17 protein-coding genes are annotated in these 13,847 nt (G+C 43.0%); 4 read left to right on the top strand and 13 right to left on the bottom strand.

Translation table 11 applies throughout. The features are described 5' to 3' along the window. Window positions 1-39: 39 nt before the first annotated feature. The 4 genes from KQH97_RS01065 to KQH97_RS01050 all read right to left on the bottom strand — a co-directional run bounded on the left by KQH97_RS01065 (window position 40) and on the right by KQH97_RS01050 (window position 2,492). Window positions 40-759, bottom strand: coding sequence for a hypothetical protein (locus KQH97_RS01065; protein ID WP_216552219.1), 720 nt, complete (start codon window positions 757-759; stop codon window positions 40-42). Then, window positions 756-1,271: a hypothetical protein gene (locus KQH97_RS01060; protein WP_038671510.1), complete on the bottom strand. Its 516-nt coding sequence runs from the start codon at window positions 1,269-1,271 to the stop codon at window positions 756-758. Before KQH97_RS01060 ends, KQH97_RS01065 begins: the two co-directional genes overlap by 4 nt. 150 nt (window positions 1,272-1,421) lie before the next feature. Beyond that, the gene (locus KQH97_RS01055) at window positions 1,422-1,934 is read right to left on the bottom strand and encodes a hypothetical protein (protein WP_117926900.1); all 513 of its coding nucleotides are present in this window, start codon (window positions 1,932-1,934) and stop codon (window positions 1,422-1,424) included. A gap of 18 nt (window positions 1,935-1,952) precedes the next feature. Beyond that, complete coding sequence (locus tag KQH97_RS01050) at window positions 1,953-2,492, bottom strand: hypothetical protein (protein ID WP_117926899.1); 540 nt, start codon at window positions 2,490-2,492, stop codon at window positions 1,953-1,955. A 338-nt stretch (window positions 2,493-2,830) separates the two neighbouring features. Between KQH97_RS01050 and KQH97_RS01045 the strand changes: the two genes are divergently transcribed. Genes KQH97_RS01045 through KQH97_RS01030 form a run of 4 tightly spaced genes read left to right on the top strand, consistent with a single transcriptional unit; the run spans window position 2,831 to window position 5,259 of the window. After that, the gene (locus KQH97_RS01045) at window positions 2,831-3,127 is read left to right on the top strand and encodes a hypothetical protein (RefSeq protein WP_046440174.1); all 297 of its coding nucleotides are present in this window, start codon (window positions 2,831-2,833) and stop codon (window positions 3,125-3,127) included. Window positions 3,128-3,135: 8 nt separating this feature from the next. After that, a complete protein-coding gene (locus KQH97_RS01040; RefSeq protein WP_117877579.1) occupies window positions 3,136-3,501 on the top strand; it encodes a hypothetical protein in 366 nt (121 codons plus the stop codon). Then, window positions 3,501-4,106, top strand: coding sequence for a flavin reductase family protein (locus KQH97_RS01035; protein ID WP_216552216.1), 606 nt, complete (start codon window positions 3,501-3,503; stop codon window positions 4,104-4,106). Before KQH97_RS01040 ends, KQH97_RS01035 begins: the two co-directional genes overlap by 1 nt. 4 nt (window positions 4,107-4,110) lie before the next feature. Further along, window positions 4,111-5,259: a zinc dependent phospholipase C family protein gene (locus tag KQH97_RS01030; protein WP_216552214.1), complete on the top strand. Its 1,149-nt coding sequence runs from the start codon at window positions 4,111-4,113 to the stop codon at window positions 5,257-5,259. A gap of 43 nt (window positions 5,260-5,302) precedes the next feature. Here the strand turns inward: KQH97_RS01030 and KQH97_RS01025 are convergent, their stop codons facing one another. From KQH97_RS01025 to rplI, 9 genes are all read right to left on the bottom strand, one after another. Then, window positions 5,303-6,085, bottom strand: coding sequence for a hypothetical protein (locus KQH97_RS01025; RefSeq protein ID WP_216552212.1), 783 nt, complete (start codon window positions 6,083-6,085; stop codon window positions 5,303-5,305). Then, window positions 6,079-6,777 carry an ABC transporter ATP-binding protein gene (locus KQH97_RS01020; protein ID WP_216552210.1) on the bottom strand — a complete coding sequence of 233 codons (699 nt, stop codon included), beginning with the start codon at window positions 6,775-6,777 and terminating at the stop codon, window positions 6,079-6,081. Before KQH97_RS01020 ends, KQH97_RS01025 begins: the two co-directional genes overlap by 7 nt. Before the next feature lie 60 nt (window positions 6,778-6,837). Then, entirely contained in the window at window positions 6,838-7,098 is a 261-nt protein-coding gene (locus tag KQH97_RS01015; protein WP_022287824.1) for a stage V sporulation protein S, read from the bottom strand. Window positions 7,099-7,205: 107 nt separating this feature from the next. Further along, the gene (locus KQH97_RS01010; RefSeq protein WP_046440166.1) at window positions 7,206-7,973 is read right to left on the bottom strand and encodes a TIGR00282 family metallophosphoesterase; all 768 of its coding nucleotides are present in this window, start codon (window positions 7,971-7,973) and stop codon (window positions 7,206-7,208) included. A gap of 118 nt (window positions 7,974-8,091) precedes the next feature. Next, a complete protein-coding gene (gene ftsH, locus KQH97_RS01005) occupies window positions 8,092-10,032 on the bottom strand; it encodes an ATP-dependent zinc metalloprotease FtsH (RefSeq protein WP_117926893.1) in 1,941 nt (646 codons plus the stop codon). Window positions 10,033-10,070: 38 nt separating this feature from the next. Further along, entirely contained in the window at window positions 10,071-10,595 is a 525-nt protein-coding gene (gene hpt / locus KQH97_RS01000) for a hypoxanthine phosphoribosyltransferase (protein WP_046440161.1), read from the bottom strand. A gap of 99 nt (window positions 10,596-10,694) precedes the next feature. Next, window positions 10,695-12,023: a tRNA lysidine(34) synthetase TilS gene (tilS, locus tag KQH97_RS00995; RefSeq protein WP_216552208.1), complete on the bottom strand. Its 1,329-nt coding sequence runs from the start codon at window positions 12,021-12,023 to the stop codon at window positions 10,695-10,697. Further along, window positions 12,013-13,374 (bottom strand): replicative DNA helicase, encoded by a 1,362-nt coding sequence (gene dnaB / locus KQH97_RS00990; protein WP_038671492.1) that lies wholly within the window; start codon window positions 13,372-13,374, stop codon window positions 12,013-12,015. The genes tilS and dnaB overlap by 11 nt, the downstream gene beginning before the upstream one ends. A 2-nt stretch (window positions 13,375-13,376) precedes the next feature. Further along, window positions 13,377-13,823: a 50S ribosomal protein L9 gene (rplI, locus tag KQH97_RS00985; RefSeq protein WP_216552206.1), complete on the bottom strand. Its 447-nt coding sequence runs from the start codon at window positions 13,821-13,823 to the stop codon at window positions 13,377-13,379. Window positions 13,824-13,847 lie beyond the last annotated feature (24 nt).

Genomic DNA, 13,847 nt, shown 5'->3' with positions numbered 1-13,847 from the left:
ATAACGCCAATGCAAACGGCGAGCCTTATTAATATCAGATCATTTATCCTTTGTTCTTTTTGACGCGCTTACGGCAACAGCACCAAGCAGCAACATTGTCAATGCTGCACCTGCTCCTAAGCCTGTGTTAGGTGACTTATCACCATCTTTGTTTACATTTTGAACTGCTGTCTGTGAACTGTTTTGTAAGCTATCATCTATTTTGCCTGTGCTGTCTGGTGATATATCTGATGAACTTTCAGGCGTTTTTGTACCAAGGACATAGAAAGGTGCATCGTCTGTGACAAAGGATATTTCTGCATCAGACTCTTCACATTTAAGACTGCTTACTGTACCATCAGCTTTAACGGAATTTACCTGATCTTTGTCTATGTTTATCGTTACCTTTATTCCATTTGCCGGCAGAATAGAATCTCCGTCAATGTAATAAATATGAAATGCTACGGTGTTTTCAGACTTTTTTCCCATGACGCTGTTTAACCAGTCAATAGCTTCCTTCTCTGTGACCTGATCCACCGCAAGATTTTTATCTTTATCGGCATTCTCGATCTTCACGCTTGTGCCATCTGGAAAATCAATAACAGCATTTCCATCGTCGTCAACAGGCACACTGTTCCATGGAACATCTTCTGTATAGACCGCATAAACATTTCCATTTGCAGTTGTATTATTATCATCAAGCTTTGCCTCTGCCGCATAAGCACCAGAAGGTATGCTTAATGCAAGCACAAGAGCAAGAAATAAAGTCATTTTTTTCATTGGTCTATTTGACCCCCTATCTGTGTATTCAAGGAAGCCGCACCTGCACTATAATAAGTGTGCGGCTCGTAACCCATGATCTTAAGCTTTATCTTTGTACCGACCTCCGGCGTCTTTGAGAGCGTAACATATTTCACATACTCGTTTGGCTTGATAAGACCAGTTTCTCCAAGCATATTTCCCTGTTCGTCAAACACTCTGAGCTTTATCCAGGCATTGTTGCCCTCGATATTTGTAAGATATACTATTGCCTTGTCGCCTTCCATAGTGACGTTTCCGCACACCGCAAAATCATAGCTCATATCATCTCTGTTCGGAGAGCTATAGCCTAAATTTTCCGAAACCTCAGGCTTGCCATGCTGTGCTGTGCTTTCAAAAGGCGGTGGAGTAAATTCTGCACTTTTTTTATCATTTGGACGGCACAATGCAAATATCATCACGCCAATGGTAACTGCAAAACAGACCATAAGCACTGATACGATCAGCTTCCCGTCATTTTTTTGCTTATCCATCATAAGCCCCCTGATATGAATACTTTTTAATTACGCTATCGGTACAATCTCAATATCATTGTTTCTTACTACCCTCCATGCTACATTTGATCCTGTTACATAATAAAGAGTTGTATCAACATGGGTAGAAACAACCACTGCGTCAGTTACTTATTGAATGTCTTCAGAGATCGTTACTGTGATAGTGCCAAGATCTGTATTGTTTGTTTCTATCCCTGCTCCACTTACACTGAAATGTGTTGAATCTTTAGGTGCAGCGTCAACAGCAGTGCCTTCGGCTGTTTCCAATAAAATAACATTTTCATAAAACATGCCGTTAAGTCCTTCGACCTTTGATGCAAAATTCAACTGTGCTTTAATAGCCGAATTTGAATGGTTTGTTACAGTTATCTCCTTAGGCTCATCCCACCAGCATGCAGACTCTGTGGTATAGCTATGTGTTTCAGGATCCCATACTTTATGTCCGCCAAAGTAGGTAAAATTCATTTCCTCCCACTCAACGTCCACAGACATTGTCGTTGACTTGGAATCAATATAGCTTCCTGTAACCTTGATATTTGTTGGTTCGCTGCCGTCATTTTTTTCTGAATTTACCGCATATGCTGTAACCACGCTAGTGCTTGCAAGCACTAATGCGGTGATGATCGCAAATTTGTTTTTCATGATAAATTCCCCCGTTATTTATTTTTCAACAGTGACAGTTATTTTTGCCACCATATCGACCATTGCTTTTTCACCTGATTGCGGATCATAACTTAAAACTCTGAAATTTGCGTCTGTATAAGTGCCTTCACTAAGTTTGTCCTCCTCGCCCTCAAGCAAAGGAAGCGTTTTAAGCTGATTACCTGGTTTTATAGTACCTGAGCGTGCGATGATCTCACCATTTATCTCGATACAAAGCACGATATCCTGAGTTGAACTGCTTGGATGCTTATAACTAAAATAAGCTGTTTTATCAGAAAGCTTGATATTCACTGTATTTTCGTATTCAAGAGAAATTCCTCCGCCACCCTCAGGCACATCAAGATTTCTGCTGTTGTCCTCCAAAGGTTCAGCATTCTGCTCTGTCTGCTGAGGTGCATAATCAGGTACTAGAGATTTTGTTTCTGGCTTTCTGAAAAACACAGCCCAAATCGTAATGCCTATGCAAAACATCATGCCCAGAATAAGTGCAGCTATTATGATCCTTTGTTTTTTTGCTTTGTTCTCATTATTCTCCATCATTATCCTCCTGCTTGTGCATTAGCCAGACATTCCTGCCAAATAGCATTAATGTTCACAATAATAGTACATTGTTATTAACAAAAAGTCAACAACATTTGCACAAGTGGTAATAATAATGCACAAGCGGTAGTTTTTTTGATACATATGGCATTCATTTTTTGACAGTCCAGCATCTCCGTGACCATTAAAGCACAACAAAAACGATAGCTCTCATAATAACACCGTTACTTTTTTTATTAATAGATAATACTTGAAATCTTCGTGATAATATAGTATAATAGCCTTATATGTTGTTATCCTGATAGGAAAACTCAGGCAGAAGGAATGGTGATAGTATGAAAAAAGGAGTTATCTCTGTGAACTCAAATGCGGAGAAAACTATTATCGCAATGACGATATCCGTTGTTCTTGCCATTATTTTTGACGGCAAAAAGAAAAAGCCTGCAAAGCGCAAAAACTTTGCTCAGCGTGTTTCAAAGCACTATAAAACTATCGACAATATAATGCTTATGACAGTTGCAAAGGACGTCAAGAAAAAAGAGCAGGAACGTGCGGCTCTTAAAAAGAAAAATTCATACAAGACCAAGCTCCGTGACCTTGAGATACAAGACGCTGAGTTTATTGAACTGTAGGTGATATCATGACGGAATATTTCAAGCGTTACCGCAGTTTTGTTGCAAGCTGTCTTGATGATAAAGACTGCGACTTTGCAAAGCTCCTTGATTATCACAAAGAACATATCGCTTTTTTTCAGCACGAACGGCTGATACATCTTATCGTGACGGTGCTTTTTGCACTTTGTACTGTCATGACGTTCATTGCCATTGCAGTTTGGCAGGTCATGATACTCATACCCCTTGCCATTGCGTTTCTCGTACTGCTTGTGCCTTATATAAAGCACTACTATTTTCTTGAAAATCAGACTCAGCTTCTTTATAAGGACTATGACAAAATATACAGACGAGTACATAATTTTGGACTTGACAACGAGAAAGGCGTGAAATAATGGAGTACACAAAATACACCAAGGAGCAGTGGAAAGGCAGCGTCATAACCTCTCCCCTGCCACCTACTCTCGTTACCTGCGGCAGTATGGATAAACCCAATGTGTTCACAGTTGCGTGGACAGGCATTCTCTGCACTCAGCCGCCTGTTACCTACATCTCCGTCAGACCTGAGAGATATTCCCACGAGCTTATCACTCAAAGCGGTGAGTTCGTCATAAATCTGCCGACCAGAGAGCTTGTGAAAGCTGTGGATTGGTGCGGTGTGAAAACCGGCAGAAAAGTGGATAAGTTCAAGGAAATGCACCTTACCGCAGAGCCGTCAGCAAAGGTATCGGCACCTTTGCTGACAGAATCTCCTGTGAATATCGAGTGCAAAGTAAGAGAGGTCGTGAGCCTTGGAACACATGATATGTTCATTGCTGACATTGTGGGGCTTGACGTTGCAAAAGAATTGCTTGACGAAAAAGGAAAGCTTTGCCTTGACAAAGCGGGGCTTCTTGCCTACGCTCACGGAGAGTATTACGGTCTTGGCAAAAAGCTTGGAACGTTCGGCTACTCAGTAAGGAAAAAGAAAAACAACAAAAATATCAGAAAAGGAAAATAGAGTTATGAAAAAAATTCTCACAGCCGCAGTTGCGCTGGCTGTATGCTATAGGCTCAGACCTATCAAAGCGTACGCATGGAGCGGCACTACTCACGAGGACATTGTAAAAAAATCACTTGCACTTCTGGAAAAGGAGAAAAAGCAGAAGCAGGTGACATTCTATAAAGACTATCACAGCGAGATACTCAAGGGCTGCACACAGCCTGACGAGGAGAACGATATGGACAAAGGTCATGGCAAGCATTATTACTCCTGCGTTAATCCAAAGGGCAAGGAGCTTCCTGAAACTAACGGCTATTACCGCAACCGCTTTGGTGACCTTGCAGTGAGCGCAAGAACTTGCCTCGAAGAAAACTACACCGCCGCAGTATCTCTTTACAAAAGCGGTGACATAAAAAACGCCATGCGTGTTCTCGGCAGAGCCGCACATTTTATTTCAGACATGGGCTGCACTGTTCACGTTGCAAACATGAAATATCAGGACAAGGCAAACAACGTGCATTACGCTTTTGAGAAGCACGTTTCCACCACCTGCACAAGACACACAGCCGACAGCTTCGACAAGCGTCTGCTGAAATACTACGGCAAGGATAACTTTGGTGAGGCGGCAAACAAGCTTGTAAAATACGCAGGCAAGTTTGTTGACACCATTTCTCACCTTGACCCAAGAGCTTTTGATGACGTTGCAAAGAACACTCTTCCGGTCACACAGCAGAATGTCACAGCGCTTCTTCTGAAATTCTATGACGATTGCACCTCTGACGCAGGGAATTACATACTTGACGGCAAGGCTTACACATTCAAAAACGAGATATCAGGTCTTGTACTCACTGTTACCCCAAAAGGATTGCAGCTTGAAAAGCCTGACAAGGAGCTTGAACAGAAGCTGACGGTCTGTCTTACAGAGGACGGCACATTCGGTTTAAAGATAAGCGACGGCGGCTATGTGAACGCTTCATGCAAGGGCTATGACTATCTGAAAATAGACGGCAAGCCTGTTCAGTTCAGGGTCACTGCTCTGGGAAAAAGACGTTTCAGAATATCCACTGAATCCACAGGCTATGTAAAGGTGCTTGCAAACTCAAAGGGCGGAAAGCTCTCCTTTGCTGACCTTGAGCCTGAAAATTCAGCTCAGATCTGGATACTTAACTAAAGATCACAACACAAAAAAGGCAGACTCATCGTCTGCCTTTTTTTTACTGCAAATTATGTTTGCGTGTTATTATGAAGTTTGTCAGCAGGAAATATGCCAAGATATATGCGAACTGATACATTGTCATAAACACAAGTCTTAGGTTGAATGCCGCTTCTGTATCGGGCAAGCGTGACGTTGGCATAAAGAGCATATTCCACAGAGAAAGGTCGCCTGCCAGATTGCTTATCATCGAGGATAACATATTGCAAGCGAAGATTATAGCAAAGCCTACAAGAACTTTGTGCTTGAAACAGTTTGAAAGAGAGATAACAAAGTATAAGAATATCTGCAAGCCTGCAAACAGCGTCAGAGTATACAGGCATATCAGAAACGAAGTGAGCGGTTCTTCAGCAAAGCCGTTGCCCAAAGCGTTTATAAAATCTCCAACAGAATCAAGATACTCTGTTGGGTCAATAAGCAAAAGCGAAAGCACAAAAACGATCATGCTCGCCGCTGACCATATCACAGAAGAAATGAACTTTGTGAAAATGTGATAATATGGCTTGACAGGTATTGTCAGCATAAGATAGCCCTCGTCAGTGAAAAGGGTCTTGTGAAAGTTGGTCAGCGATATGGTAAAGCCCACAGTGAACAACGCCCCCACGGCAATACCATAGGCAATGCACACAACAATGAATATCACCAGAAAATTAGGGCTTTTAACGCTCTCGCCATAACGAAGCATCAGAGAAAATATCAGTGCAACTATCATATATCCCAACACAAGAGGGAAAAACTTTCTTGCCGAGCGTTTAAGCTCATATTTCAAAAGCTTGCCTAACATCTGTACACCTCCCTGAAAAGCTGATCCACAGACTTGCCGGTTTTGTTATGGATAGCGTCAACAGATTTATGCAGCCTTAGCATACCATTTTGTATCATCACCACGTCGTCAAGGACAGGTTCGATATCTGCAATAAGGTGGGTGGAAATTACCACAGCAGCTCTTTCGTTGTAATTTGAGATTATGGTGTTGAGGATATAATCTCTTGCCGCAGGATCAACGCCTGCAATTGGCTCATCAAGAAGATAAACGTCAGCCTCACGGCTCATAACAAGACAAAGCTGCACCTTTTCTTTTGTACCCTTTGACATTGTCTTGAACTTTGCCGCAGGGTTTATCCCCAGCCTGTTCATCATATCCTGAGCCTTTGCTACATTGAAATTGCTGTAAAAATCCTGAAAAAACCTAAGCATCTCATTTACTTTCATATCGTCAGGTATGAAATTTCTGTCAGGCAGGTAGGAAACCACTTTTTTAGTTTCCACGCCAATAGGCATTCCGCATATGAGTATATCCCCTGCCGTAGGTTTTATAAGTCCACAGCAAAGCTTGATAAATGTTGTTTTTCCGCTTCCGTTCGGCCCTAGCAGACCGATAATTTTACCCCTCTCCAGCGCAAGGTCAAGATTGCTCAGCGCTGTAAAGCTTCCATACTGCTTTGTAAGCCCATAAGTCTGCAAAACAGTTTCCATGCTGTCCCCTCCTTTGTAGCAAAAAGCAGCAAGACTTTAACACGCCTTGCTGCCGCATTATTATCTTTCTTCACAAATAAGCTTGATCGCAGTTCTTTCCTCACCGTCGATCAAAACGCTTGCAAATGCTGGGATACAAATAAGATCAATGCCCAATGGTGCAAGATAGCCCCTTGCGATCGCTATAGCCTTGATCGCCTGATTGGCTGCGCCTGCGCCCACTGCCTGTACCTCAACTGCACCGCTGTCACGGATAACGCCCGAAACTGCTCCTGCCACCGAATTAGGGACAGACCTTGAAGAAACCTTTAGAATTTCCACTTGAATACCTCCATAAGTAAATTCAAAGAATTTACCCCACTTATTATACTCACTATATTATACTACATACATAATAAAATTTCAAGCTTTATTAATACTTTTCGTTATTATCGCTTAATAACACGCTGTATATTTGTTGCTTTTCCCGATTTTTCATCAAATTTTACCACAACTCCGTTTATAAAGCAATCGTTGGTGCTTTCTGAAAACCTCACAGGGGTGCGATATTTGAACTTATTTATGACTATATCACTGTCTACCCCAAGTACGGAAAGCTCAGGGCCTGTCATTCCAACATCGGTGATATAGGCGGTATGTCCGCCTAAGATCGTTTCATCGGCCGTCTGAACATGGGTATGAGTGCCAAGCACAGCAGTGCATCGTTTTTGCAGATAAAAGCCCATAGCCTTTTTCTCAGAAGTTGCCTCCGCATGAAAATCAACGATTATATTAGGCGTATCAATGCTTTCAAGAAGCTTGTCAACATAGTTGAAAGGATTTTCCACGGCCTCCATATACATCGTTCCCATAAGATTTACCACGGCTATCTTATAAGGACACATATCAATATAAGTCACACCATGACCCATAACGCCCTCAGGGTAATTGGCAGGTCTTAAAAGTTGCTCGTTTGTGTCATAAAGCTCCTCAGCCTCACGTCGTCTGAAAGAATGATTTCCTGTCGTTACAACGTCAGCCCCCATGTTGAGAAGCTGTCTGTAAGACTGCGGTGTGATACCATTGCCCTGAGCAGAATTTTCACCGTTCACCACGGTCACATCTATATCATATTCACGCTTCAGCTTATACATTCTGCTTTCAAGAAAATCGCAGCCGCTTTGTCCCACAACATCTCCGATAAAAAGTAAGTTCATTTGCTATCTCCGTTCTATACTGCATTTTACAGTTACCCTTATTATACACTATCCTTACTGCAAAATCAAGCAGACATCACAAAAAAATCAGACGCTTTTACACGTCTGATCTTTCATATCAATTATCGTCAACTGAAATATCATCAACTATCTCAGGAGTATCCTGGATTTCTGGTGTTTTATCAGCTTCGCCCATGAACTCGCTCTCTGTAAGCTCGCCATTCATAAGCTTCTCAAATGTTGCACCGTCAACCTTTTCATACTTCATAAGATACTTAGCCACAACATGAAGCTTATCCATATGCTCGTTGAGTATCTTTTCAGCGTCAGTAAATGCACTTTCAATAAGAGTTCTTATCTCATTATCGATCTCAGCCGCAACGTTATCAGAATAGCTTGGTGTATTAGTGTAATCCCTGCCAAGAAATACTTCATGATCGCCCTGACCGTATACAACAGGACCAAGATTGTCACTGAAGCCGTAGCGTGTTACCATGTTTCTAGCTGTGGAAGTAGCTCTCTCAAGGTCATTTGAAGCACCCGTTGAGATATCGTCAAGGATCAGCTTTTCAGCAACACGTCCGCCAAGAAGAACCACGATATTTTCGTACATCTCGTTCTTGCTAACATAAGATTTATCCTTGACAGGCAGGCTCATTGTGAAACCGCCAGCCTGACCTCTAGGTATGATAGATACCTGATGAACTTTATCCTGTGATTTGCTGTAGTATGTGCAGAGTGCATGACCGCCCTCGTGATAAGCTGTAAGCTTCTTTTCGTCCTCTGTGATGACCTTAGACTTTTTCTCAGGACCTGCCACAACCTTGATAGAAGCTTCCTCAAGCTCATCTTTGGTGATAGCCTTTTTATTCTTTCTTGCCGCAAGGAGCGAAGCCTCGTTCACAAGGTTTTCAAGGTCTGCACCTGTAAAGCCTACAGTTGATTTTGCAATAGTTTCAAGGTCAACGTCAGGAGCGAGCGGCTTGTTTCTTGTGTGAACTTTCAGTATAGCTTCTCTGCCCTTAACGTCAGGATAGCCCACAAGTATCTGTCGGTCAAATCTGCCCGGACGAAGAAGTGCAGGGTCAAGTATATCACGTCTGTTTGTTGCAGCCATAACAATAACAGAATCGTTATCCTCAAAGCCGTCCATTTCAACAAGAAGCTGGTTAAGGGTCTGCTCACGCTCGTCATGACCGCCGCCAAGGCCTGCGCCTCTCTGTCTGCCCACTGCGTCGATCTCGTCTATAAAGATGATAGCAGGAGCGTTTTTCTTGGCCTGCTCAAAAAGATCTCTTACTCTTGAAGCACCGACGCCCACAAACATCTCAACGAAGTCAGAGCCTGAGATAGAGAAGAACGGAACTCTTGCTTCTCCTGCAACGGCTCTTGCGAGAAGCGTTTTACCTGTACCCGGAGGGCCGAGGAGCAGAACGCCCTTAGGTATTCTCGCACCGATCTCGGTATACTTCTTATTATCACGGAGAAAATCAACGATTTCCTTAAGCTCTTCCTTTTCCTCGTCTGCACCCGCTACATCATCAAAGGTAGCTTTCTTGCTGCTTGGCGCCATTTTGGCATTTGTTTTTCCGAAAGATGACATCTTTCCGCCGCCTGCATTCTTCATCATGAACACAAAAAAGAATATCATAACGCCCAGCATAAGCAGCGTCGGTATCAGATTAAGCCAGAAGCTGTTATCCGATATCGGTATAAGATTATACTGCAAAGGATCGTCTGGATTTTCAGTATTATATTTCTTACGATAGTTCTCAGCGTCCTCACCGCCAAGGACTTCATTTGCAAACAGTGAAACATTTGGAACTGTATAACTATATACCTTATCCTCGCCCTTGAGCTTATACTTAAGCTGTCCGGAGCCAAGATCAAGCTCAAACTGTGACACGTTCAGGCTGTCAAACTGTTCCATTATCTCCGAATATTTTTTGTCGGAAGATTTTGTGCTCATGCTTGTTAGCATATAGACCAATCCGCAGATTATGGCAACCGATACCAGCAGATAGATCAACAGGGTCTTTCCATTATTATTGTTTTTCAATCGATCACAACCTTTTGTTCTGTATTATATTTGGCTCCTTACTCGGAAACTATGCCGATAAAAGGAAGATTTCTATATCTCTCATCATAATCAAGACCACAGCCAACAACGAATTTGTCCTCGATCTCATAGCATTTGAAATCAGGCGTTATGTCTGCAACACGTCTTGACGGCTTATCAAGCATAACAGCTATCTTAACACTTGGCGCACCCATTGACGCAAACTTCTTTTTTAACTCGCAAAGCGTTCTTCCTGTGTCGAGAATATCCTCAACCAATAAAACGTCCCACTCTCTCAGGTCAAGACCCATAAAATCATGATCTCCTGAAATTGAAACATTTCCTGTTGAGCTTGTGCCAACATAACTCTTTGCAGTAATAAAAGCGATCTGCATATCGTTGTCGATACTTCTTACAAGATCAGCAGTAAACACGAACGCTCCCTTAAGAACGCACACAACAAGAAGCTTTTTTCCTTTATACTCCTCAGTTATCTCTGCTCCAAGCTTTTTCACAGACAATGCAAGCTCTTCCTCAGAATAAAGAACCGATATATTGTTCATTAACTAACAACCTCTCTGATTATATATTATCAATGTGACAGAAAAGTGAAAAAATACAAGTTCACACAAAAAACTTTTCAGTTTAGGGTGATATTCATCTCACTTTATGGTAAAAGCCAATATTTTAACGGTTTCAGAGTCTATCTTCACCCTTTCAGCCGCACCGCTTCCTTCAACGAAAACAACGCCCTGACTATCTTTTAGGATAACGGCACTGCTCCTGTCCTCAAGTCTGAAAGACTTGTTCACCAGCTTTCGCACATCGCTGTCAAAATCTCTGTTCACAAGGCGTATCTTCTCGCCCTCTCTGCGATTTTCGACAACAATCTCACCCTTTATTTTATCATAATCCAGGCAACAATTTGCAAACTTTTTATGAACATTTGCGATTTTTCCGTCAAAAGGATAGAATTTGAACTCTATCTCCTTATTGCCGAACAGATAAACGCCCTCGTCGCTTACCTTAACGCTCCTGAGAGTGCTGTTTTCAAGCATCTCGCCCTTTGCAAAGCTGAGCACACCTTTTGAGCAGACCGCAAAGACTCCGCCCTTGATGTTCGCCTTACCCACGTCAAGTATCAGCCTGTCGATATCCTCGATACTGTCATGGCTCACAGTAAGCCCCTCTTTCTCAAGAATGTGCATTATTGCACGACGGCGTACACTTTCGTGGAGCTGTCTTAGACACAATGCGTCATAGCCCTTTGGCAAGACCGCTTTCTCAAAGGCTTCAAGCCCCTGACTTTCAAGATAGTCGCTGTCTGTTCTAAGCCTGTCAGCTGTCATTGAATATGAGCCAAAAAGCGAACTGTTAAGCTCCGCAAGCCTTGGCACAACAAGGTGGCGAATCTTATTTCTGGTATAATCGTCAGTAAGATTTGTGGAGTCAGTAACAAAGTCCTGTCCTCTCTCTTTGAGAAAGCCCTCTATTTCCTGACGAGTACAATTTATAAGCGGTCTTATGATATTTCCCCTCACAGGCGGTATTCCGCAAATACCTTTCAGACCTGTACCTCTTGCGAGGTTGAATATGGCAGTTTCAAGGCAATCCGAAAGACTGTGTGCTGTGCATATCTTGTCTGCACCGATACTGTCGAAAAAGTCATATCTAAGCTTTCTTGCCCCCTCCTCAGTGGATACAGAATGTTCCTTGCAGTAGCCCACGACATCGGCATGAAACACCTTCAGCTCGACCCCAAGCTTTTCGCAAAGCTGTTCGCAAAAATGCTGATCCCTGTCACTTTCTTCCCCACGGAGATGATGATTGACATGACAAGCGCATACATCATAGCCCAGCTCATATAAACACAAAAGGAGCGTAACGCTGTCGGCGCCTCCCGAGAGGCACACAAGCAAGCGTTCGCTCTTATTTGCCATATGAAATTTCTCTATGGTAGAAGCTACCTTTACAAGAAAATTATTCATCATCTCTCCTGAAATCAAGACCTCTGAACAGGGTATATTCGCCTATCCAGCCAAGCTGCACCTTATCTGTCTGTCCGTGACGGTTTTTCGCAACGATACACTCAGCCACCGACTTGTCGCCCTCATCGCTGTAGTAAGCGTCACGATAGAGGAACATAATGATATCAGCGTCCTGCTCGATAGAACCTGATTCTCGCAGGTCTGAAAGGATAGGTCTTTTATCGTCACGCTTCTCTGAGCTACGGGAAAGCTGTGAAAGTGCGATAACAGGCACATTAAGCTCCTTAGCCATAAGCTTCAAGGAACGTGTTATCTCAGACACCGCCTCAACACGGCTGGCGTTTTTATTTGCTGATTGCATGAGCTGTATGTAGTCGATGACCACAAGTCCAAGATTTCTCATTCTTCTGAGCTTTGCTTTCATCTGCGGCACTGTACAGCCTGCACCGTCGTCAAAATATATAGGAAGCTGTGACAGCGTATCTGCCGCACCTGCTATCTTCTCCCAATCGGAAGGCTCAAGATTGCCCGACCTAAGCAGGGTATTATTAACAAGCGCCTCTGAAGCAAGCATACGTGACACGAGCTGTTCCTTACCCATTTCGAGAGAGAATATAACAACATCACGCTTTGTCGCCTTGCAGGTATTCACCGCAATATTAAGTGCAAATGCAGATTTTCCCATTGCAGGACGTGCAGCGATAATGATAAGGTCAGTTCTGTTAAGACCTGTTGTGATTGCGTCAAGCTGACCGAAGCCTGTTTTTGCGCCAAGATGTTCGCCTGCGTCAGGACCTGATATCTCCTGCAAATGCTCGAATGTATCAACGATAACGTCGCTTATTCGTGTAAGGCCCTGAACATCTCTGCCCTGTCTTATCTCAAATATAGACTGCTCGGCAGCGTCAAGCTGCGTCTGAGAATCCTCACCGCCGTCATATGCCTTTTCAAGAATCTGATTAGCGGCATTTATAAGCGACCTTACCCTTGCTTTTTCCTCGATTATCTTGCAATAGCTCTCGATATTATCCGTTGACGGCACCATTTCCATAATACCAAGAAGATAATTCTTAGCCATTGCAGACGTTTCAAAAACACCCATTGTGACGGCTTCATTAATTACCGTGATAAGGTCCTCTTTGCTGCCTGTGGTGAACATTCTCATTATTATGGAGAAAAGCTGTTGATGCTGTGGACGATAAAAGCTTTCAGGCTTTAGTATCTCAATGACCTTCGGAAGCACCGAAGGATCACGAAGAACTCCTCCCAGAACGGCTTCCTCAGCCTCCTGAGAAAAGGGCAGCTCCCTGCCAAGGGTCGCTCCTGTGGTAAGCCCACGGAAATTATCAGCCATGATTACTCCTCAACGACCTTTACTTTAATGCTGCATGACACGCCATGAGTAAGCTTTATCTGTGCAGTATAGTCACCGAAAGCCTTTATCTCGGTTGTAAGATTTATCTTCTTCTTCTCGATAACAACGCCATACTGAGCCTTGAGGCAATCTGAAATAACGTTTGCTGTAACTGCGCCAAAGAGCTTTCCGCCCTGACCTGCCTTAGCCTTTACCAGAACTTCCTTATCCTTTATTTTCTCTGCGATAGCTTTATTGTCGGCTGTTTCAACATCTATCTTGTGCTGAGCGGAAGCCTTTTTGCCTGCAAGGTCATTAAGGTTTTTAGCTGTAGCTTCAAGTGCAAGACCCTTTCCGATAAGAAAATTTCTTGCATATCCGTCTGCAACGTTGATGATATCTCCCTGCTTGCCTGAACCCTTTACATCTTTTAACAAAATAACTTTCATATTATTCACTCTGCCTTTCTTTTT

Source organism: Ruminococcus sp. MSJ-25, assembly GCF_018917825.1.
GTDB classification, from domain to species: Bacteria; Bacillota; Clostridia; order Oscillospirales; family Ruminococcaceae; genus Hominimerdicola; species Hominimerdicola aceti.
This window is presented reverse-complemented; position numbering and strand designations above follow the sequence as displayed.